Genomic DNA, 21,485 nt, shown 5'->3' on the forward strand with positions numbered 1-21,485 from the left:
CCGTCGCCGCGTACCTCGCCGTGCCGCAGCTCGGCGCCAACGCGGGCGGCGCCATCACGGCGGCGGTCGCCTTCGGCCTCGCGTGGCTGCGCTGCTTCGCCGGCGGCTTCGCCCGCGGGCTCGGCCTGCTGCGGCTCGCGCTGCTGTGCGCCGCCCTTGTCGCGGCGGCGGTCGCCGGGCTCTGGCTGCTGAATGCAGCCCTCCCGTCCGGCTCCGCCGGCCAAAGCCATATCGGCCGGGCGATGGCGATGCTAGGCCAGGGCCGCACCGATCTGATTGCAGCGACGATCGTGCGCAAGCTGCAGATGAACCTGCATTTGATCGGCGTCTCCGCCTGGACGAAGGTGCTTGCCGCCGGGATGCTCGTGATGGCGATTGCCGTCGCGCGTCCGCAGGGCGTATTCCGCCGCTGGGAGAGCCGCTACCCGGATTATATGACCGGCTTTCTGGCGATCGCGGTCGGCTCCGTAGCGGCGCTTGCCTTCAACGACTCCGGCATCGTCGCCGCGGCGACGATGATCGTATACGCAGCCGTGCCGATGCTGCTGCTGCGTTTTCAGGAGGACAGCTCCTCCCACTCGGCATAAAGCTTGTCGAGCTCCGCTTTTTTCGTTTCCAGCTCGGCGTTGACTGTCTGGACGGCGACGTAATCGTTATACACGTCCGGTTCGAGCAGAGCTGCCTCCAGAGCCGCCGTTTCCGTCTCGATGGCGGCGATCGCAAGCTCGAGTTGTTCGATTTTGCGCTGTCGCCCGCGCTCCTCGCGCTTCTGCTGCTTCTCCGCTTCATAATCGCGGGGTTTGCCTGCAGCCGCTGCGGATGTTCCCGCCGCCGGGTTTCCGGCGCCGCCGGCTTCCACGCCTGGGGAGCCGGAGCTTGCCGCGCCCGATGGTTTGGTCGGCTTGCCCGCCGCCGCGTCCGCCGCCAGGCGTTCCGCTTCGATGGCGGCGAGCTCGCTTTTTTTCTCTACGTAATCGTCATAATTGCCGAGATAGTCGTCGATGCCGCCGGGGTGCAGCTCCAGCATCCGGTCGGCCATCTTGTTCAGGAAATAACGGTCGTGGGATATAAACAGCAGCGTTCCTTCGTAGTCCAGCAGCGCCGCCTCCAGCACTTCCTTGCTGAACAGATCGAGATGGTTCGTCGGCTCGTCCAGAATCAACACGTTCGCCTGCTTCAGCATCAGCTTGGAGAGCGAGACGCGGGCCTTCTCGCCGCCGCTGAGCGCGCCGATTTTCTTCAATACGTCTTCGCCGCTGAACAAAAAGCTGCCGAGCACGGTGCGGATGCGGACCTCCTCCAGATGAGGGTATTCGCTCCACAGCTCTTCCAGTACGGTATGGTTCGGGTTCAGCCCTTGCTGCTCCTGGTCGTAGTAGCCGATCGTGACGTTCGAGCCCCATTCGAAGTAACCGGAATTTTGCTGTTTTTGCCCGGTCAATATTTTCAGCAGCGTCGATTTGCCGATTCCGTTCGGCCCGATCAGGGCGGCCATGTCGCCGCGGCGAAGCTCGAAGGAGACGTTGCGGAACAGCTGTCTGTTGCCGTCATAGGACGCCGCCATATGTTCAACGCGAAGCACGTCCTTGCCGGACTGCTTCTCCGATTCGAACCGGAAGGAAGCGCGCTTCAGCTCGCCTGCGGGCTTGTCCAGCCGGTCCATCTTCTCAAGCGCCTTGCGCCTGCTTTGCGCCCGCTTCGTCGTGGAAGCCCGCACGAGGTTGCGGCGGACGAAATCTTCCATGCGCGAAATCTCTTCCTGCTGCTTCTCGTAATGTTTCAGCTCGATCTCGTATTCGGCCGCTTTCAGCTCCATATAGCGGGAGTAGTTGCCTGTGTACCTTTTGCAGCGGGTACGCTCGATCTCATAAATCACGTTCGCCATAGCGTCCAGAAAATACCGGTCGTGAGAAACGACCAACACTGCGCCCGGGTATCCGCGCAAATAATCTTCGAGCCAGGTTAGCGTAGCGATGTCCAAATAGTTGGTTGGCTCGTCCAGCATCAGCAGATCGGGCTCCTGCAGCAGCAGCTTGGCCAGTGCCAACCGGGTTTTCTGTCCGCCGCTCAGCGTGCGTATTGCCGTGGCCGGGTCGAACGCGCCGAAGCCCATGCCGTGCAGGATGCTGCGGACTCTCGCCTCGATGCCGTATCCGCCCTTTTCGCGGAACAGATCGGATTTGACCGAGTACCGGTGCAGCACGTCCGCATACAGCTGCTCGTTGGCGGCCAGTCCGGGATCGGCCATCTTCGCCTCGAGCTCGCGCAGCTCCTGCTCGATCTCAAGCAGGCCGGCGAATACGCCGATCATTTCGTTCCAAATCGAATTATCGGACAACAGTCCGCTGTTTTGCGCCAAATACCCGATGCGCGTTTCCTTGGCCCGGAATATTTGTCCTCCGTCGGCGGACATTTCGCCAGCAATAATTTTGAGCAGCGTCGATTTGCCCGCGCCGTTTACGCCGACGAGCCCGATTCGGTCGCGCTCCTGGATTTGCATCGCTATATGGGTCAGCACGGGAATCGTGCCGTAATGTTTTTCCAATCCGTTAACTTGCAAAAGCATGTGTAGTCTTCCTTCCTATAGACGGATTTCCGCCAGGCAAATCCGCAGTCGTTCTAGTGACGCCTACAAGCCGTCATGTTTAGTTTACCGATGGGTCCCTCGTTTGTAAAATGAGACTTTGCCTGAAACGAATATCCCCGTTCTGGACGGCTGGGCCTCAGCAGGCGGCTGTTCGTCGGCATGAGGGGCTGCAACCGGTTCGCTGCCTGCTTGGCTCCGGCTTTTTCTTCACTCGGAATGTGTGATACACTGGGGAAAAGGTTATATTGACGGCAATCGAACCCTGCATCAGCAGACAGATATGAAGAGTAGAACGTGCGCCCGGACGCATCGCTTGAACGCCGTCGTTCCCGGTTGTGAACCGGATTTATACCAATAGAAGGACGGGGAAACCGAGATGACCGTACAGGCGCATAAAGCGGAGCTGCGCAAACAGATGGAAGCGACCCGTGCATTGTTATCTGCAGAAGAACGTGCGGAAGAGTCCGCCCGCGCCTGCGCAGCGGCGATCCGGCTGCTGGAGGAGAGGGGTGATGATGCGGACGGCAGGACGTTCACCCTGTTCAGCTATGTTCCTTTCCGGACGGAACTGGATGTCACTCCTGTCATGCTATGGTGCTGGAACCGCGGCGGCACGATCGTCGTCCCCAAAGTAATCCGCGAGCATAAACTGATGTCGCTTCATCAGATTCAAAGTCTCGACGAGCTGGAATCCGGCAGATGGGGGATTCGCGAACCGGCGATGTCGGCGCCCGTGCTGGAACGGCTGGAGGATATCGACTGCGTTCTCGTTCCGGGACTCGCTTTTGACGGCAAAGGCGGACGGCTAGGGTACGGCGGGGGGTATTACGACGCATTTATGCGGATGTGCCGGGAAAATACGGGCCGGGAGCCGTTTAAGCTCGCGGTTGCGTTTGATCTTCAGTTGATTTCGGAAGTGCCCATGGACCATTTCGATTTTCGCACCGATGCGGTTGTGACCGACAGACGCACCTGCTTGATCCGGTAAATGGTTCATGCTGCTTGCTTGGTTGAATTCAGAATGACGATAAGAACTCTTTGTTCACTGATTTTTAATAAACGTTTTTTTGCCGCCCACAAGGACATCGCTATCCGTGTGTCGAAAAAGATGAAGAGAGCTTTTGGGATGACGGGGCCGGATGGATGGACCGCTTCAGACTTTCCGGATCTTTGGATATAGGACAACCTTGTTTCCTCACCTCATCGTGTGCCGCCGCATGTTCATCTCTGTTCCCGCGACTGACGAATCCGATCCGTTAACCTTCCTCGTGCCGGTGTCAGGGACTGGCTCGCTAGCAAAGTCAAACCGGCGAAGCTTATGCCGGACATCCATTATGAGGTTACCCGACTATGACTGGATTGGAGGCGCTGCGAAACGATGACGGAATCATTCGGACTTACTCATTTTAATGAAGACGGCCGCGCCCGCATGGTGGACGTCTCCGGCAAAACGGAAACGAAACGTACCGCAACCGCGCAAACGACGGTGAAGATGCGTCCGTCGACCTTGGATGCGGTTAAGATGGGCCGTCTGGGCAAGGGGGATGTGCTGGCCGTCGCTCAGATCGCCGCCATCATGTCCGCCAAGAAAACGTCGGAATGGATTCCGATGTGCCATCCGCTGCCGCTGACCGGAGTGGACGTCGCGTTCTCGGATAACGGCGCGGACGAGCTGTACATTCAAGCGACAGTCAAGACGACCGGGCTTACCGGCGTTGAGATGGAGGCTCTTACCGCGGTATCGGCGGCCGCGCTTACCATATACGATATGTGCAAGGCGCTGGAGAAAGAGATGAGCATCGGTCCGACCGTGCTTATATCCAAAACCGGGGGCAAGAGTGGAGATTATATCCGACCGCCCGGCAAGGAATGAGTTTAAATGAAGCTGTTTAAGCTGAACAACCGAGCCCAAGTCCAATGCTGCCATGCGATCCTTAACGGGATAAACGGACAGACGGGCCGGCGGTTCCGCCTTATGAGTAGATGCGTCAGTGTGTCGGGATATAACAAGGGAGGGAATAAGCTGATGCGCTGGAAAGTTGGCCTGTTAACGGCAAGCGATCAAGGTTCTCGCGGCGAACGTGAAGACACCAGTGCTCAGGTGATTCACGAACTCGTGGAGGAAGAGCTGCAGGGGGATATCGTCGAGTACCGGATCGTTCCCGACGAAACGGACGAGATTATGGCAGCGCTAATTGAGATGACGGATTATTACAAGGCCGATCTCATTCTGACTACCGGAGGAATCGGCATGGGGCCGCGGGATGTAACTCCGGAGGCGACGCTGGAAGTGATCGACCGGCTCGCGCCGGGTTTTGCGGAAGCGATGCGGGCGGCCATGATGCAACGGGACGGGCTCGGCATGATGACGCGCGGCGTGTCCGGCATCCGGGGGCAGACGCTTCTGCTGAACTTGCCCGGCGATCCGAAGGGCGTTCACGAATGTTTGGCCGCGGTCATGGACCAGTTGCCCATCGCCCTTACGATGATCCGCGGCAAAGGAGGCGGGCTCCCGGGATGAGACGAACGAGCGTCCTGCGCGAGGTGAAGGTGGAGGAGGCGATCGGCCTGCCGCTCGCCCACGATTTGACCCGCATCGTACCCGGGGAATTCAAGGGCCGGCTTTTCCGGAAAGGCCATATCGTCCTCGACTCGGATATTCCCGAGCTGAAGAAAATCGGCAAAGATCATATTTATGTGTTAGAGCTGGGCGATGACGACCTGCACGAGGACGATGCGGCCGTCCGGATGGCGGAAGCGGCGCGGGGATCGAACATAACGGCGACGGAACCGAGCGAAGGCAAAGTGCTGCTGAAGTCGGCGATCCGCGGGTTGACGGTGATCGACAAGACGTTCATTAACGGAGTTAATGCAATCGATCAGCTCGCGCTGGCTACGCTGCAGTCTAACACGGTCGTAACGCCGGGACAATCGGTCGCCGGTACGCGGGTCATTCCGCTGCTCGTCGCGAAGGAGAAGGTCGAGCAGGTCGAGCGGTCCGCCCGCCAGTGGCGCGAAGCGTATCTGGGAGAAGGCCCCATATCCGTGAAACCTTTTAGAACGTTAAAAACCGGTCTCATCACAACCGGCAATGAAGTGTATAATGGACTGGTGGAGGACCGATTCGGCCCTGTCGTCAGAGCCAAGCTGGAAGAGTACGGCTCGTACGTGGAGGAACAGCGCTTATGCACGGACGACAGCGACAGCATCGCAGGACATATCCGTTATTTTCAAGACAAGCAGGTTGATCTCATTCTCGTTACCGGGGGGATGTCGGTTGATCCCGACGACCGGACACCCGGAGCGATCCGGCAAGCCGGAGCGGACATCGTAAGTCACGGGACGCCGATGCTTCCCGGATCGATGCTGATGATGGCTTATCTGGGTCATACTCCGGTTGTTGGATTACCGGGCAGCGTGATGTATGATAAATATACCGTATTCGATGTGCTGCTGCCGCGAATTTGCGCGAGGATTCGAATCGGCAAAACAGATATTACCGAGCTCGGATATGGAGGGCTTTACGCAGAGAGAGGGTAACTATACCCACACCCAACTTGAAGGAGGAATTGTCGATGCCTAATATCGGCGCAACAGGTTTTATTCTGATCATTTTGGTGGCTTTACTGCTGTTTGGCCCGAGCAAGCTTCCGGAACTCGGCCGCGCGTTCGGCCGTACGCTTCGCGAGTTTAAGAACGGAGCCAAAGAAATTATGGAGGACGACTCCGACCGCAAGCAAGTAGAGAAGGCGGAAGCTCAGCGTCTGGATTCGGGCAAGCCCGAGTATCGGGCCGAGACGGCTGCACCTGCACCAACACCGGCTGCTTCGAGTGCTTCGGCAGCGCCTGCGCCTGCTACCGACAAGCGTCTTCCGGACTGAGCAAGGCACTGAACAACAAGGCCGGACTTTTATGATGTCTGGACGAAGGCTCTGTGATCAGCATGCTAGCAACCCTTTGGTACGTTTACAGATTGGACGCTTCAATAGGACCTATGGAGTGCTTATTAAACAAAGACGTAAACGGCAGCGCTTCCAAAAATTGTATGAGAGCAGATGGACTCGAACGCTGTCGTTTCAAGTTAAAAGGAGACCTGTCTGACTATTCCGTTACCTGATCATGAGGCTGGTGAAAATTGATGCAAGAAGAAACGGCATCCCTGGTGGAGCATCTAACCGAGCTCCGCAAACGGCTCATCTGGATCGTCGTCGTTTTGGCGCTGGCCATGATCGGGGGCTTTTTCGCCGCCAAGCCGCTTATCGTCTACTTAATGAATTCGGAACCGGCTTCGAGCATCGTCGGCTTGAATACGTTTTCGCCGTGGGATGCAATCCGGCTGTACATGCAGTTTGCTTTCGCCGTCGGCCTGGTCGTGACGCTGCCCTTTGCGCTTACGCAGATCTGGCTGTTCGTCAAGCCGGGACTGATGGAGCACGAGCAAAAAGCGACGCTGCGGTATATACCGGGCGCCGTGCTGCTCTTTCTGCTCGGCCTGTCCTTCGCTTACTTTGTGATATTCCCGATGGCGTTTTACTTTACGTTGACCGTGACCAAAAGCTTGAATTTGACCGAAACGTACGGGGCCGCCCAATATTTTTCGTTCATGTTTAACATTTTGCTGCCGATGGCGTTATTGTTCGAGCTTCCGGTTGTCGTGATGTTTCTGACCAAGCTGCGGATTCTCAATCCGCTGCGTCTGAAGAAGCTGCGCCGCTACGCTTATCTGGCGCTAGTTATTATCGCCACGTTCGTGACGCCGCCCGATCTCATATCGGATATTCTGGTGGCCGTTCCGATGATCATTTTGTACGAGATCAGCATTATGCTGTCCGCCCGGGTATACCGGAAACAACAGGAGTATGACAAGCAATGGCTCAGTGATCTGGGTGAGGCCGAAGCTTGAGGAAACGTTCGGTCTGCGTTGCATGTGACGCAGACCTTTTTTGTCGAACCGGGGGAGACTTTGTCTGTCGGGATAGAAGGGTGACGAACCGGGTGGAGCGTATTGTCCGCCTGCTCTGCGAGTCGGTAATACTTTGCGTATGGATGGGACAACCTACATAAGGTGTGCAAAAAAATGCACGGATTAAAATTTTATGAAAACCTCCAAAAGGACTTGCAAACCGAAGGCGAAATGATTATCATAAAAGATGTTATTAGCACTAACCACGTTCGAGTGCTAACAAACCCTCTACAACAAAACCATCTGAATCAAAGGAGGCAGTTTTCTCATGATCAAACCGTTGGGTGATCGCGTAGTTCTTGAACCTATTGCCAAGGAGGAGACTACAGCTAGTGGCATCGTTCTGCCGGACACGGCAAAAGAAAAGCCGCAAGAAGGCAAAATCGTAGCTGTTGGCAGCGGCCACGTAAAAGACGGACAACGCATTGCGCTTGAAGTGAAAGAAGGCGACCGCGTTCTGTTCTCCAAATATGCAGGCACTGAAGTGAAATTCGAGGGCAAAGAACTGCTTATTTTGCGTGAAAGCGACATCCTGGCTGTGCTTGCGTAACAAGGCTATCCGGCCTGGTAGGATTGAATCGTCTCCATCGCTGCTCGGATATTGATCCGGCGTGATTCCGATTTTGATCTTACTATGCTCGCACAACCGGTAAACTATACTTAATCCGATTATCTGCATCCACTCTAAAATATAAAACAATCCGGGAGGTTCCGATTCATGGCTAAAGAAATTAAATTCAGTGAAGACGCTCGCCGCGCAATGCTCCGTGGTGTCGACACTTTGGCTAATGCGGTAAAAGTAACGCTCGGACCGAAAGGCCGCAACGTTGTACTTGAGAAAAAATTTGGCAGCCCGCTCATCACAAATGACGGTGTTACGATCGCCAAAGAGATCGAGCTCGAAGACGCATTCGAAAACATGGGCGCTCAGCTCGTTAAAGAAGTAGCAACCAAAACAAACGACGTAGCAGGCGACGGTACGACTACGGCTACCGTTCTGGCTCAAGCGATGATTCGCGAAGGTCTGAAAAACGTAACGGCAGGCGCTAACCCGATGGTCATCCGTAAAGGGATCGAAAAAGCCGTGAAAGCCGCTACGGAAGAACTGCAAAAAATCTCCAAGCCGATCGAAGGCAAACAATCGATCGCACAAGTTGCGGCAATCTCCGCAGCTGACGAAGAGCTTGGCCAGCTGATTGCAGAAGCTATGGAAAAAGTAGGTAACGACGGCGTTGTTACCGTTGAAGAATCCAAAGGTTTCGTAACGGAGCTGGAAGTCGTAGAAGGTATGCAATTCGACCGCGGCTACCTGTCCGCTTACATGGTTAACGATACCGACAAGATGGAAGCTGTTCTGGACAATCCGTACATCTTGATCACAGACAAGAAAATCTCCAGCATTCAAGAGATTCTTCCTGTGCTTGAGAAAGTCGTTCAATCCGGACGCCAGCTGCTGATCATCGCAGAAGACGTAGACGGCGAAGCGTTGGCTACGCTCGTAGTTAACAAGCTGCGTGGTACGTTCACTTGCGTTGCCGTTAAAGCTCCAGGCTTCGGCGACCGCCGCAAAGCTATGCTTGGCGACATCGCAGCTTTGACGGGCGGCCAAGTGATCACGGAAGAGCTGGGCCTTGACCTGAAATCGACTACGGTTGATTCGTTGGGCAGCGCTCGTCAAATCCGCGTATCCAAAGAAAACACGATCGTTGTTGACGGTGCCGGCGACAAAAAAGACATCGGTACCCGCGTAGCGCAAATCCGCGCTCAACTGGAAGAAACGACTTCCGACTTCGACCGCGAGAAGCTCCAAGAGCGTCTGGCTAAGTTGTCCGGCGGCGTTGCAGTAGTCAAAGTCGGCGCAGCTACCGAAACCGAACTGAAAGAGCGCAAACTGCGCATCGAAGACGCCCTGAACTCCACGCGTGCCGCTGTGGAAGAAGGAATCGTTTCCGGTGGCGGTACGGCCCTCGTGAACGTATACTCTGCTGTTGCTGCTGTTAAAGCAGACGGCGACGAGCAAACAGGCGTCAACATCGTGCTCCGCGCTCTGGAAGAGCCGGTACGCATCATCTCTACGAACGCCGGCCAAGAAGGCTCCGTCATCGTAGAGCGCCTGAAAAAAGAAGAAGTGGGCGTAGGTTACAACGCCGCTACTGGCGAATGGGTCAACATGTTCCAAGCCGGTATCGTCGACCCTACCAAAGTTACTCGCTCCGCTCTTCAAAACGCTGCCTCCGTTGCAGCTATGTTCCTGACGACCGAAGCGGTTGTCGCGGACAAACCAGAAAAAGACAAAGCTCCTGCTATGCCGGATATGGGCGGCATGGGTGGAATGGGCGGCATGATGTAATTACGAGGCAAAAAACCTTGTAATACCAATAGATAAGGGCTCCCGAAAGGGGGCTCTTTCTATTTAAAATCACGAAAAAATCACATTTCTTGCGAAAAAAAGTATGATTGGTAGAATAAAGCAGAAAGTAAAGTCACTTTTAGTTAATTCAATAGAGGTTCTTCGATGAAGATTACCATAAAATCAATCGAATGTTGCAAAATTCAAAAACACACGAAGAGTTAGCAAGATTTATGATGGAAGATTTTAATCCGATGTATAACCCATATGTATTATTGAACCAGAAGGCTGCCAACGAGTCAGCTAAGTACATAGAGGAAAATATGAAAGATGCCATAATCATCCCAATGAAAACTTGGGGCGAAAAACTAAGAGTGTTGGACCATACACTAAAGTATATCCCTCAAAACAGTTTCATCGTGGAGTGTGTGTATATTCTGGAATATCCATTAATTTTATGGCAGATCGTTTTCCCGACGCAAAACTATTTGGGTTCGATTCATATGAAGGATTGCCAGAAGACTATAATGGATATTTTTGGAAAAAGTAACCTTCAAGACAAACATTCCAGAAGTGAGATCAAACGTAACACTCTATAAAGGCTAGTTCAATGATACATTACCAGCGTTTGCGGAAGAACACCAAAGTAAAAAATTGATCTATTACATGTGGATTGTGATATTTATTCTTCAACTGTTACTATTTTTGAAAATCTCCACAGATTTCTGGGGAGTGGATCCGTTATTATTTTTGACGAATACTTTAACTATCCTAACTGGAAAGAACATGAATACAAGGCATTTAAAGAATATTGCGAAAAATATAATGTATTATACAAGTACTTCGCTTCCGGTATGCAGCAAGTTGCTGTTGTTATTGAAAGTGAAGGACATTAGACGTTATTCCCTGAGAGTGCTTGGGAATAATGTCTAATTAAAAAGAAAATGGCCGGGAAGGTTCCCCGGCCGATGTTTTACTTATTTAGCATTCTTATCGAATATACGTAGTTCTTGCTTTAATGCATGTTGCAAAACTTGTGAAAAATTCAATTCCGCCTTAGTCGCTTCAAGCTCCAACCAACGCGGCAGCGTAACGTTTTTGGTCACGGATTTATTAAGTTGCTTGTCGCGGACCGGACCAGTTCGAACTTCGATCAGTGTGTAAAAGCCGTCTTCTACAGGTTGCAGCTTCCCCGGAGCAGAAGCAACAGGGATTTCGTCTCCATCTTCCTCCATACCGTACAAATGCAGACCCAGCGCTTCACGCGCCATGCTCAATGCTTCCTCCAGTGTATCGCCTTCCGTATGACAACCAGGCAAATCTGGAAATGAAACGGTATACCCTGGTACTCCTTCCTCTGATTCAAATAAAGCTGGAAATACGTATCTATCCAATCTATATTCTCTCCTTTCGGACAGGAGCCTTACGGCCCCATGTCCTTTAGAATGTTTCTTAAGGTTTTTGGCTTGAAGTCTTTTCTAGGGTGTGGGATTGTGAGTTTGTGTTTGTAGGTTGAATGTCGGAAATGATGATTTGATTCAGCCATTTTTATTAGTTCCCTAGAAGAGTAGCTTTTCATATCGTCCTCCTTTCTAATCATATCATAACACGCATAAATCATGCATGTCAAAAAAATAATGCGCATAAATCATACATGTTGAATAATCTATAAATTCCTGGCTATAATAAGAACAAATGTTCCTATAAGAAGTGAGGGAATGCTTGAAGACACTGAAAGAAAGATTCTACGAATCCTCTGGACACTTTATAAGCATGACTGGGTGTTGTCCCGACATTGAAAAGATAAGTAGATTATCAGTGCGACCAGCGAATAGGGTGCGGTCAGCCATTAAGGCGTTAGACTTGAAAGATTACATCGAGCTCGAGCTAAGCAGAGGGGAAAATGCGCGTGTTGTTGGCTACTGAGCCGGAGGAACCGAAACCGGAGGAACCGCCGAAATGGAGACCAGTTGAGGGGATGTGGCTCGATTGAGCCGTTTCAACCGAAAACCTGTCTCTAATCCATAGACAAATTGTGAGTCTAACGGCCTACAACCATAGTTTATATACATAGCACTAGGAGAACTTAGGCTCTTAATAGTTTATTCAACTAATTGCGAACCCTATGATTTTCTTGCTAGACTATAAGAAAACGGCTTGATGGGAGGCAGGAAATGGGAGAGAAAGAAGCTCGGCTGAGCCGCGAACATATCCAGTATCTTTGGGAAGAGGCGCTTGCAAATTTTCCTGTGCCTCTGTTGCAAACGGGGTGGACGCTGTACAGAAGTATATCGGACTCCCATTCCAAGGTGAATGCGGAGAAATCCACTTATACATGTAACGTAGTCGACAAGGGACGGACGTATGCGGTAATGATCGATTATGATTTTTTTAATCTGACTACTTGTGATTGCGGGAGCGTTGCGTACTGTGCTCACATCGCAGCCGCGGTGATGAGTCTACTTTCGATGCAGGGGAAGCGCCCTGAACTGCTGATTCGGGAAGCTGAGGAGAGGGTTGCCCCGTCTATACCGTCTATAGTGAAGCGAGATGGGACGAAGAAACCAAGCAGCGCCCCCAATCCGCCTTCGCTTCTAACGCCGAAAAAGGTAAAGGAGCAGAAGGATCAGCTTAAGCGCCTCGAAAGCGAGCAAGCAAGTCTGAAGGAGAATAGCGACGCCGAGAGCTGGAGCCGTTTGTTTGCCGGTCTGTACGAGAAGCGTCAAAACACGATGCAAGGCAGCGTACATGTGCAGTATTCGCTGCTGCTTCAAGAGTTCGATCAAAGCGGTGCGAGTCTTCCGGAGACTCTGAGAGAGTTATACCGGATCTACATGCGGCTCGAGCTGTTGCACCAGATGGAACATGACTGGAAGAAGTCGGAGATCTCCTTTTACATGTCGTACTACAACCAGTATTATCACACATGCAACGCGATCCAAGAGGAGATTCGGGTGATTGCGCGTCAGATCAATCGTTCCGTTCTGTACAGCCGTTACGGCGATAAACTGGAGCAAACCGCGCAGATGCTTCATCAGTTTATCATGATAGGCGGAGCAAACTCTCCGGCGGGCTGGCTGATCTTGTACCGGTATTTGTGGTGGGGCATGCTGAACCATTCCGAATACTGTGAACGGGAACTTGTGCGTCTCCAACGACAAATGAAACGGCCGGAAGCCACTCTGGAGCAAGTAGAGCTTGCGAGACTGGGCCTTCTCCATATGAGGATGCTGGAAGGAGACGAACAGACGGCCCTGGAGCTTTTCGCGCAGCAAACCGTATTGAAGGACCCGGTTCTGGTTGTCATGTATTTGCATTACTTTAAACAAACCGACAGATGGGATACGCTTCAAAAGTGGCTTCGGTGGATGATCCCCTTCATGAAACAGGACGATGAAGAATTTCTGGAGACGTATGTCCATGACTTCTGGGAACCGCTTGTGAAACGGACGGGAAAACAGGACGAGCTGCTGCAAGCGATGACCGAGCTTCTGCCATACAGCAGCGACATCTACGGTGAACTGCTGCTTAAAATGAAGCGATACCAGCAGTGGGTAGATTTGCAGATGACGTTGGATTATTCCCCCGGCGAACTGGACGATTCCGATTTGAGGAAGGTATCCGCAGGGCAGCCCGAAATGTTGCTTCCGTTGTATCACCAATCGATCGAGCGGTGCATCGCGTGGAGGAAGCGGGATGCGTACCAAGAGGCGGCACATTATTTGACTAAGCTTCGAGATTGTTATTACAAATTAAAGTCTCCCGAACGCTGGAACGAATATTTTGCTCATCTTAGGGACAAACACTCCCGCTTGCGCGCGTTCCAGGAGGAGCTGAAGAGGAGTAAGCTGATCCTATGATGCCTGGCAGCGTGATTCATATTTCTGTGGAAAGGCTGGAAGACGGTTCTTTTTTTGTTGCAGGTCACGATGAGGACGGCATTCTGGATTCGCTAAGGCTCAAGCATCGGCTGTTCGCTTGGCATGCCAAGTCGTATTACGGCACTTTGCTTGAGGAGACCCGGCATTTGAGCAGGAACGGTGTGCTGCTGAGCCCGGCTATGGCCGCCGATTATTTGGCTGCACCCCTCCCGTCGCTTCACTCGGTACTTCAGTGGGATGAGGCAAGCAGCGTCTACCGGCGCCTGGCCAGGCTGCTGATCGATTGCTTATGCGAGGGCCGCTTCAAGCCTTCCTACAAGAAGTGGCAAGCCGGAGGATGGGGGTGGGAGCTGCTGCCTGACGAGTCACAGCGTTCGGAGCTGGACACGGTAACCGGTTTAGCATTGGCGGCGGGCCTGGGGGCCCCGGACCGATGGCTGGACGATATCTTGCTGGAGTGGTCGGGAACTGTTCCTGCGGTGGTGGGTGCATGGGAGGTCGTGTCCGAGCAACATCCTGCTGTACCTGTACAAGCGATCTTGAAGAACGGAGATCCGGGCCAGCGAAAAAGGGGCGAAGAAACGACGTCCCTCTGGGCGGATGAAGAAGATTGGCTCATTGGAATCGGCTGGACAACGGATGCGGTTCCGTTCCAGACCTGCCTTCGTTTAACCGAGCCGGATTACGAAGAGGGCGACAGCTGGCAGTTGAACATCGTGCTGCAGGATAAGGAACATCCATCCTATGTGGTTGAATACGGTTTGTTCGGGACGGCAGCCGGCGAGATTGCCGAAGGACGGAGACAGATTGCTGCAGCAGCGGCGCCTGAAGTGATCGATGTTTCCGGGAGGAGAAGGGCGTTCGAAAGCGTGGGTACCGATTTCCCGGTTGAAGCCGCCACGCCCCGTATTCCTGAACGTTGGAAAGACAAGCTGGACGAGCGGGTAGCCAAGCAAATGCACAAGTGGTGTGCCATCGCTCCGTGGCTCGGAGAAGTTCGTTCCGGGCTGCTGGCCGACGATGAGGCTTGGAGGTTTCTGGAGGAAGTTAGCGCCAAGCTGCTGCAGGCAGGCACGGTCGTTCTTCTCCCGGGCTGGTGGGAAGAGGTGAAGCGGCAAAAACCGCGGCTGAAAGCGATTATGAGGTCATCGGTAGGCTCGGCCGATGAATCGTTTGTCGGGCTGGACCAGTTGATGCAGTTCGACTGGAAAGTAGCGGTAGGCGACCAAACGATAACGGAGGAGCAATTCCGGCAGTTGGCATCGCAAAACAAACGGCTGGTGCGGCTGGAGGATCGCTGGGTTCAGCTTGACCCGGTGCTGCTGAAGCAGATTCGTCTGACGATGAAGCGGATCGGCCGGCAAGGGCTTTCGTTTCGGGATGTGCTGGAGATGCATTTGTTGGATACGGGCGAGCCGAGTTTCGGAGCGGATCATCTGGAAGATGCGGGGGCAGGAGGAACGGGAGCAGGAGCGGGAGATCTATCCCCGGAGGCGGAGTTATCCGCGCTGTTTCGCTTCGAGGTGGAGCTGAACGGACATCTGTCCGCGATGGTCGCAAACTTGAGCGGAAGCGGGCGTTTGCCTCAATGGGACAGTCCCGCCGGATTTACCGGTACGCTTCGCGGCTACCAGCTCGAGGGAAGCTCGTGGCTGTACTTTTTGCGCCGCTTCGGACTGGGCGGATGTTTGGCCGACGATATGGGACTCGGGAAGACGATCCAATGGATCGCCTATTTGATGAAAGTCATCGAGAAGGAAAAACCCGGAATGCCGGCTTTGCTCATCTGCCCGACATCCGTACTGGGCAATTGGCAAAAGGAGCTGGAGCGATTCGCCCCGACGGTTAACGTATATGTCCATTATGGGACCGGGCGGGTGAAAGGAGAAGCGTTTTCCGAATATGCAGCCGGTTATGATCTGGTGATTACGTCCTACACGCTGGCTCATCTGGACGAGGCCGAACTTTCGGGCGTTTCCTGGAGCACTCTTTGCCTTGACGAAGCGCAAAATATTAAAAACGTATACACCAAGCAAGCCTCGGCCATTCGTAAGCTCCATGTCGGACACCGGATCGCTCTGACGGGCACTCCGATCGAGAATCGTCTGACCGAGCTGTGGTCCATATTCGATTTTGTGAATCCGGGGTATTTAGGCAGCTTGCCTTCGTTCACGCGCCGGTATGTGACTCCGATCGAGAAAACGAACGATTCCCGCCTGATCGGGCAAGTGCAGAAGCTGGTAAGGCCTTTTCTGCTCCGCAGGCTCAAGAGCGACCCTGCGATCCAGCTTGATTTGCCGGAGAAAAACGAGTCCAAAGCTTATGTGCATCTGACCGCCGAACAAGCGGCTTTATATGAACATGTAGTCAGGGAGCTGTTCGAGAAAATTGACGATTTGTCCGCTATGGAGCGCCGTGGGCTGATCCTGGCGTCGCTGACGCGTCTCAAGCAGCTGTGTAATCATCCGGCAATGCTGCTCAAGGGGAAGTCGGGAGATTATGAACCGGGGCGATCCAATAAACTAACGCGATTGCTGGAAATGGTGGAGGAGCTGCGGGAGGAGGGAGACCGCTGCCTCGTCTTTACGCAGTTTGTCGAAACGGGGCATATGCTGAAGGAACTGCTAGAACGGCAGCTGGGTGAGCAGGTAGCTTTCCTGCACGGCGGCGTAAGCAAGGCGGGGCGGGACAAGATGATCGCAAGCTTCCAATCGGCTGGTTCGGATATGGCGGGAAGGCGTGTGTTTATTCTTTCCCTGAAGGCCGGAGGAACTGGACTTAATTTGACGGGGGCGAACCATGTTTTCCATTTCGACCGCTGGTGGAACCCGGCTGTGGAGAACCAGGCGACGGACCGGGCGTTTCGGATCGGGCAAACCCGCAACGTTCAGGTGCACAAGTTTGTGACCCTCGGTACGATTGAGGAACGGATCGACGATATGATCGAGCGGAAGCAATCGCTTAATGAGCAGATCGTAGGAGGCGAGAGCTGGATTACCGAGATGTCGACAGGTGAGCTCCAGCAGTTGTTCCACCTGCGCAAGGAATGGATCGATAAGTAAACAGGGGGTGGCAGCGATGTCCAAGCGCAAAAGAGAGAAGATGAAGGAGAAAGCGGCGAGGCATGCCAAATCGGCCCGTTCGGCGGGGGATGGAGCAGTTCCTTCCCTGGCAAGTACAAACACAGAGAGAACGGGTAAAAAGGCGAGCGTGAACACGAATAATAAAGCAACTCCCAAATCCGAGAGCAAAAGCACTGTTTCTTCCCGGCAGATCGATCTGAAGGCCGAGCATTTCAAGGGGATGTCTCCCGCTTGGAGAAAGCTGTACGAGGAGATCGCCAAGACTGCGCGATAATAGGTGAGCGGAGGTACGACATAACGCCGCAACGCTATCAGCAGGCAAGGGGAGGCAATCCCTGAGGGACCGCGGATTTCAATGCTTGGTTCCGCTTTACAACCAACAAAGGCGCTTTACAAATTCGACATGAAATTTGTGAAACGCCTTTATAGGTTGTAGTTATGCATTTGTATGAGCAAGTCATGCTGTTGTCCGGGTGACTTCAAACGAACCATCCTTTGAGGAGAATATAGGCTAAGCTGGGGCTAGCGGTTTTTCAGCATCTCGATATCCGTTTTCATTTTTAATTGCTCGCGGTGTAAAATATCTATGCTGTATTGTTGAGCGTTCAGCTCATTTTTGGTTTCCGTAAAACGATCGTAGATTTCGGAACGAATTCCTTTTTGGCCGCCCTTCAAAATTTGCAAATCGGCTCGTGTTTCTTCCCTGAATTGTTTTAGTTCCGATTCCAGGGAGGTTAACCGTGTATCCATTCCATCGAACCGAGAGTCCATTCCGGCAAGCCGTGCATCCATTCCATCCAGTCGGGCGTCGATCCGGTCTAATCGCCCTCCCATCGATTTCACTTCATTCAGGATTTCTTTCAAAATCGCCTCGTTCAATCGTTCTCCCCCTTTCCTTTACTTATGTTTTATTGTACTATATACGATTTCATTTGGCGAGATTCGACATGTCCTTAAACCCAAAAACCACCGCACACCCCGATAGGGCGGCGATGGTTTCAGTGATTCCCCAATATTAATCAATAAAGTCCAGCTTGCTCAAAACTCGTTTAAGCATCGTTACCGTTTGAGCGCGTGTCGCCGAACGGTACGTTTCAAGCTGCGTGTCGGACATGCCGACCATAAAGCCTGCGGACAACGCTTTGGCAACCTCTGTATCCGCCCAAACGATCCATTCGGTGTCGTTCCATTCGGCTAACAGTTTGGATTGCTTAGAGGCGTCCATAGCGATCTCTCCGCCGGCATACTGATAAGCCCGGACGATAATCGCCGCCAGCTCTTCCCGTGTGATCGAATCGTCAGGACGGAACGTATCGTCCTCGTACCCGTTGATGATACCGGCTTTCGCTGCAGCTGCAATGATGCCGGAGTACCAGTCACTCGTCTTGACGTCGCTAAAATAGGTCACGCCATTAATCTCAACAAGACCAAAAGCACGCACGGCCAGTGCAACAAACTCAGCCCGGGTCAAGTTGCGGTTCGGCTCAAACGTTGAGTCGGTAGCGCCTTCGACGATCAATTTGCTGGCGAGCAGCTCGATATCCGATTTGGCCCAGTGGCCGCTTACGTCGTTAAACGTCTTGTTAAGCTCGATTACGGTATAAATGCTGTTCCCTGTGCGCCAGAACGTTGCTTCCGAGTCTGTGATCGAACCCGGTACGAAGCTAAGCTTCCGGGTATCCGGATTGTAAAGGACGATCGCAGCCGATTTGGAAGGTTTTTGCAGCAGTGGGATTTTCCGCTTCACGTATTGATCGAATACATGAACCGGCTTCTTGTTGCCGTCTTTCCCTTCAACCGCGAACTGAACATCGAACGCATTGGATAGCGCCTTTGCGCCAAGTTTTTCAATAGCATCGGCTACAGATTCGGCTGCATCTCCGGACAGCAGCTTCATTCCGACATGAATATTCACATCAGCTACATCCGACTGAACCGCATCCGCAAGCTGTTTCAAATCGATAGCACCCAGAGGCAGTATGTATGAGCCTTCTTTAGAAACAATATTCAAAACCGAACCGTGCTGGGCGCCAACAAGAGCCGATGCCGGAATAGAAGCCGTTTCCCCTTTGACGCGGATTGTGACTTCCTTGTACTTGGCAAGTGCGGCTTTCAGTTTATCTGCGTCGACTTTACCGTCGTCGGATGCATCGATTACGTCGGTCACGTCACCCGGTTGTTCCGAGCCGCCGCCTTCGTTACCGTTGCTTCCGCCATTTTCGGAACCGCCGCCCGTACTGCCGCCACTACCCGAACCCGGATCTGGATCCGGATCGCTATCATCGGACTCGCGGTATATCAGTCCGCTGACTTCGCCGCCATAGGAAAAATAGACAGCATCGTATACGGACGAAATTACCATATTGTCCACACTGTATGTAGAGGTTTGGTTCTCGTATACAGTCCGGATGACCGAAATGTCCCTAATATGAGTTCCATCTCTGCCGTATACCCCCAGAGTGATCGGGGAGTGATTATAGACCGCATCTCCGATCGTCCCATCAAACTTGATTTGACCGGACAAATTCCCGTCGTAGGCGAAGGAGCCGTTAAATTTCATTGCAGCCGATGCCAGGATAGGGAGCAGCATCGATACAATCATTAGAGCTGCAAGGAGTTGCGACGTTTTTTTCAATAATTTCTTCTTCATCAGTAGGTTCCCGCTCCTTCTTTTATTATCGCTCATCTCGTCTTTCCACCTCCTTTCATGAGGGCATCAACTACACTTAACCAATGAAAAGGGAGTTGAAACAGAAAACATACAAAAAAATGAAAACCATGCTTCCCCATGAGGAAGCATGGCCGGACACAGGAACTACTCGATAAAATTAACTTCCGATAAGAACCGCTTCAGCATCGCTGCTGTTTGTGCACGCGTCGCTTGACCGTATGTCTCCAGAGTCGTATCCGTCATCCCGTTCATCAGTCCGGATGCGATCGCTTGAGCCACTTCCTGATGCCCCCAGACAATCCGGTCGCTGTCGGACCATTTGGACAAAATCTGGGCTTGTGTGGAAGCATCCACAGTAGTTTTGCCGCCCGCGTACTTGTAAGCTCTTACTACGATCGCAGCAAGCTCTTCGCGAGTAATCTGGGCATTCGGCCGAAACGTGCCGTCTTCGTAGCCGTCCACAAGACCGGCTTTAGCGGCGGCGCCGACAACGCCGGCATACCAGTCGCTCTCATTCACATCGTTAAAGTACGTTGCGCTTGTTACATTGCTCAGTCCAAGCGATCTAACGATTAACGCTGCGAATTCGGCACGGGTAATATTGCGATCCGGCTCGAAAGTCGTATCCGTTACACCGTCGATAATCAGTTTGCCGGCCAGCAGATCAATGTACGATTTGCCCCAGTGACCAGTTACGTCGGTGAACGATTTGGTAAGCTCCAGTGCGGTGTACACGCTGTTGCCATTGCGCCAGAATTCGGCTTCCGTATCGGAAAGCTGACCTGGAACGAAGCTGAGCGTCTTGGAGCTTGTGTTATACAGTGCAACCGTACCTGTAGCGGAAGGTTTCTCCGATAGAGGCAGCTTGCGTTTGATATACCGGTCGAACGAGTCGACTGCCGCTTTTTTACCGTCCTTGCCTTCGATCGAGATCGAGAAGTCGACAGCGTCGGCCAACTGCTTACCGCCTAATGCGGAGATAGCATCAGATACCGCTGTGGCATCGTCGCCGGTCAGTTTCTTAATGCCGATGTTCAGCTTCAGATCGTCTGTACTGGAATCAATTTGCTTCGCCAACGTTTCGAAATCGAAAGCATCCAGCGGTAAAATGTAGGCGCCTTGATCCGCAACGACGTTCAAGATCGAACCCTCTTTAGCATTCAGCAAAGCCGACACCGGAATGGATACCGAATCCCCATTCACTTTGATCGTAACTTCGGTGAACTTGTCGATAGCGTTTTTCAAATCATTCGCGTTTACCGACCCATTGGAAGCCTCGATTACACTTCCGTTAGTCGGTGGAATAAATCCGCCGCCACCGCCAATGCCACAATATGTACAGGGAGTTGATGGCTGACGATATACATTTTCCGTTACACTGTTGTCGTATTTGAAGTAGATGGCGTCGTATACACTATTTAATACTGTGCTTGGAATACTGTAATAAGAAGTGCCATCCTCGTAGGTTGCTTTCGAAACTTGTAGCGTCTGAATAAAATCTCCGTTTTTGCTGTAAACGCCAACAGTTACCGTGTTTTGCTCATAAACGTCATCCCCGACAGTATCTCCGTCGTTGTTGAAATAAACATTCCCGCTCACAGTCCCATTGGAACTAAAAGTACCTGAAAAATAAATGCCTGCGGAAGCAAGGGCTGGAACGAGCATGGACAAGATCAGTAAAGTGGCCAGCAAGCCCGAGGTCTTCTTCGTGATCGTTTTGTTCAACAATCGTCTCCCGCTCCTTCTCTTTATTTGGTTATCCTCTGGGAGTAAATAGAGTCTCCTCATAAAGGTTTCGTTCACCTCCTTCCCGTGAAGACGTCCATTTTCATTACCCTGTCTATAAACATTCGAAACAATTGGTATTTTTAATGGGGGTTGGAGATGAATTCCATTTAAAAAGTTTTCATAGTGGGATTTGCAGCTGATGAAGGGCGGAGGGAGAATAGA

17 protein-coding genes and 1 pseudogene are annotated in these 21,485 nt (G+C 52.6%); 12 read left to right on the top strand and 6 right to left on the bottom strand.

Annotated elements, in window-relative coordinates:
- Positions 1–587, top strand: a pseudogene (locus tag IDH45_RS22605) (hypothetical protein); the annotation flags it as partial.
- Here the strand turns inward: IDH45_RS22605 and IDH45_RS22610 are convergent.
- On the bottom strand, positions 557–2,566 hold the full coding sequence (locus IDH45_RS22610; RefSeq protein ID WP_190930405.1) for an ABC-F family ATP-binding cassette domain-containing protein: 2,010 nt from the start codon (positions 2,564–2,566) through the stop codon (positions 557–559). The pseudogene IDH45_RS22605 and the gene IDH45_RS22610 overlap by 31 nt on opposite strands.
- A gap of 397 nt (positions 2,567–2,963) precedes the next feature.
- Between IDH45_RS22610 and IDH45_RS22615 the strand changes: the two genes are divergently transcribed.
- The 8 genes from IDH45_RS22615 (at position 2,964) to groL (ending at position 9,900) form a co-directional block, all read left to right on the top strand.
- Positions 2,964–3,575 carry a 5-formyltetrahydrofolate cyclo-ligase gene (locus tag IDH45_RS22615; protein ID WP_190930406.1) on the top strand — a complete coding sequence of 204 codons (612 nt, stop codon included), beginning with the start codon at positions 2,964–2,966 and terminating at the stop codon, positions 3,573–3,575.
- A gap of 390 nt (positions 3,576–3,965) precedes the next feature.
- The gene (gene moaC, locus IDH45_RS22620) at positions 3,966–4,460 is read left to right on the top strand and encodes a cyclic pyranopterin monophosphate synthase MoaC (protein ID WP_190930407.1); all 495 of its coding nucleotides are present in this window, start codon (positions 3,966–3,968) and stop codon (positions 4,458–4,460) included.
- A 153-nt stretch (positions 4,461–4,613) separates the two neighbouring features.
- Entirely contained in the window at positions 4,614–5,108 is a 495-nt protein-coding gene (locus IDH45_RS22625; protein WP_190930408.1) for a MogA/MoaB family molybdenum cofactor biosynthesis protein, read from the top strand.
- Positions 5,105–6,127 (top strand): molybdopterin-binding protein, encoded by a 1,023-nt coding sequence (locus IDH45_RS22630; RefSeq protein ID WP_190930409.1) that lies wholly within the window; start codon positions 5,105–5,107, stop codon positions 6,125–6,127. The genes IDH45_RS22625 and IDH45_RS22630 overlap by 4 nt, the downstream gene beginning before the upstream one ends.
- 35 nt (positions 6,128–6,162) lie before the next feature.
- Complete coding sequence (locus IDH45_RS22635) at positions 6,163–6,468, top strand: twin-arginine translocase TatA/TatE family subunit (protein WP_190930410.1); 306 nt, start codon at positions 6,163–6,165, stop codon at positions 6,466–6,468.
- Between the two features lie 257 nt (positions 6,469–6,725).
- Positions 6,726–7,490, top strand: a complete 765-nt coding sequence (gene tatC / locus IDH45_RS22640; protein WP_190930431.1) for a twin-arginine translocase subunit TatC — start codon at positions 6,726–6,728, stop codon at positions 7,488–7,490.
- Between the two features lie 328 nt (positions 7,491–7,818).
- Positions 7,819–8,100 carry a co-chaperone GroES gene (groES, locus tag IDH45_RS22645; RefSeq protein WP_190930411.1) on the top strand — a complete coding sequence of 94 codons (282 nt, stop codon included), beginning with the start codon at positions 7,819–7,821 and terminating at the stop codon, positions 8,098–8,100.
- Between the two features lie 168 nt (positions 8,101–8,268).
- Positions 8,269–9,900: a chaperonin GroEL gene (groL, locus tag IDH45_RS22650; RefSeq protein ID WP_190930412.1), complete on the top strand. Its 1,632-nt coding sequence runs from the start codon at positions 8,269–8,271 to the stop codon at positions 9,898–9,900.
- Positions 9,901–10,877: 977 nt separating this feature from the next.
- Here groL and IDH45_RS22660 read toward each other — a convergent pair.
- Complete coding sequence (locus IDH45_RS22660) at positions 10,878–11,294, bottom strand: type II toxin-antitoxin system HicB family antitoxin (RefSeq protein ID WP_190930414.1); 417 nt, start codon at positions 11,292–11,294, stop codon at positions 10,878–10,880.
- A 29-nt stretch (positions 11,295–11,323) separates the two neighbouring features.
- Positions 11,324–11,545, bottom strand: a complete 222-nt coding sequence (locus tag IDH45_RS22665; protein ID WP_317891265.1) for a type II toxin-antitoxin system HicA family toxin — start codon at positions 11,543–11,545, stop codon at positions 11,324–11,326.
- A 529-nt stretch (positions 11,546–12,074) separates the two neighbouring features.
- Here IDH45_RS22665 and IDH45_RS22670 point away from each other — a divergent pair.
- Genes IDH45_RS22670 through IDH45_RS22680 form a run of 3 tightly spaced genes read left to right on the top strand, consistent with a single transcriptional unit; the run spans position 12,075 to position 17,138 of the window.
- Positions 12,075–13,760, top strand: coding sequence for a hypothetical protein (locus tag IDH45_RS22670; protein WP_190930416.1), 1,686 nt, complete (start codon positions 12,075–12,077; stop codon positions 13,758–13,760).
- Positions 13,757–16,843, top strand: coding sequence for a DEAD/DEAH box helicase (locus IDH45_RS22675; RefSeq protein ID WP_223836891.1), 3,087 nt, complete (start codon positions 13,757–13,759; stop codon positions 16,841–16,843). Before IDH45_RS22670 ends, IDH45_RS22675 begins: the two co-directional genes overlap by 4 nt.
- Before the next feature lie 16 nt (positions 16,844–16,859).
- Positions 16,860–17,138: a hypothetical protein gene (locus tag IDH45_RS22680; protein WP_190930417.1), complete on the top strand. Its 279-nt coding sequence runs from the start codon at positions 16,860–16,862 to the stop codon at positions 17,136–17,138.
- 248 nt (positions 17,139–17,386) lie between these two features.
- Here the strand turns inward: IDH45_RS22680 and IDH45_RS22685 are convergent, their stop codons facing one another.
- The 3 genes from IDH45_RS22685 to IDH45_RS22695 form a co-directional block, all read right to left on the bottom strand.
- Positions 17,387–17,743 (bottom strand): hypothetical protein, encoded by a 357-nt coding sequence (locus IDH45_RS22685; RefSeq protein ID WP_190930418.1) that lies wholly within the window; start codon positions 17,741–17,743, stop codon positions 17,387–17,389.
- Positions 17,744–17,879: 136 nt separating this feature from the next.
- Positions 17,880–19,514, bottom strand: a complete 1,635-nt coding sequence (locus IDH45_RS22690) for an S-layer homology domain-containing protein (RefSeq protein ID WP_190930419.1) — start codon at positions 19,512–19,514, stop codon at positions 17,880–17,882.
- Positions 19,515–19,679: 165 nt separating this feature from the next.
- Positions 19,680–21,260, bottom strand: coding sequence for an S-layer homology domain-containing protein (locus tag IDH45_RS22695; protein WP_190930420.1), 1,581 nt, complete (start codon positions 21,258–21,260; stop codon positions 19,680–19,682).
- Positions 21,261–21,485 lie beyond the last annotated feature (225 nt).

It is taken from the genome of Paenibacillus oceani (genome assembly GCF_014705615.1).
GTDB classification, from domain to species: Bacteria; Bacillota; Bacilli; order Paenibacillales; family NBRC-103111; genus Paenibacillus_AB; species Paenibacillus_AB oceani.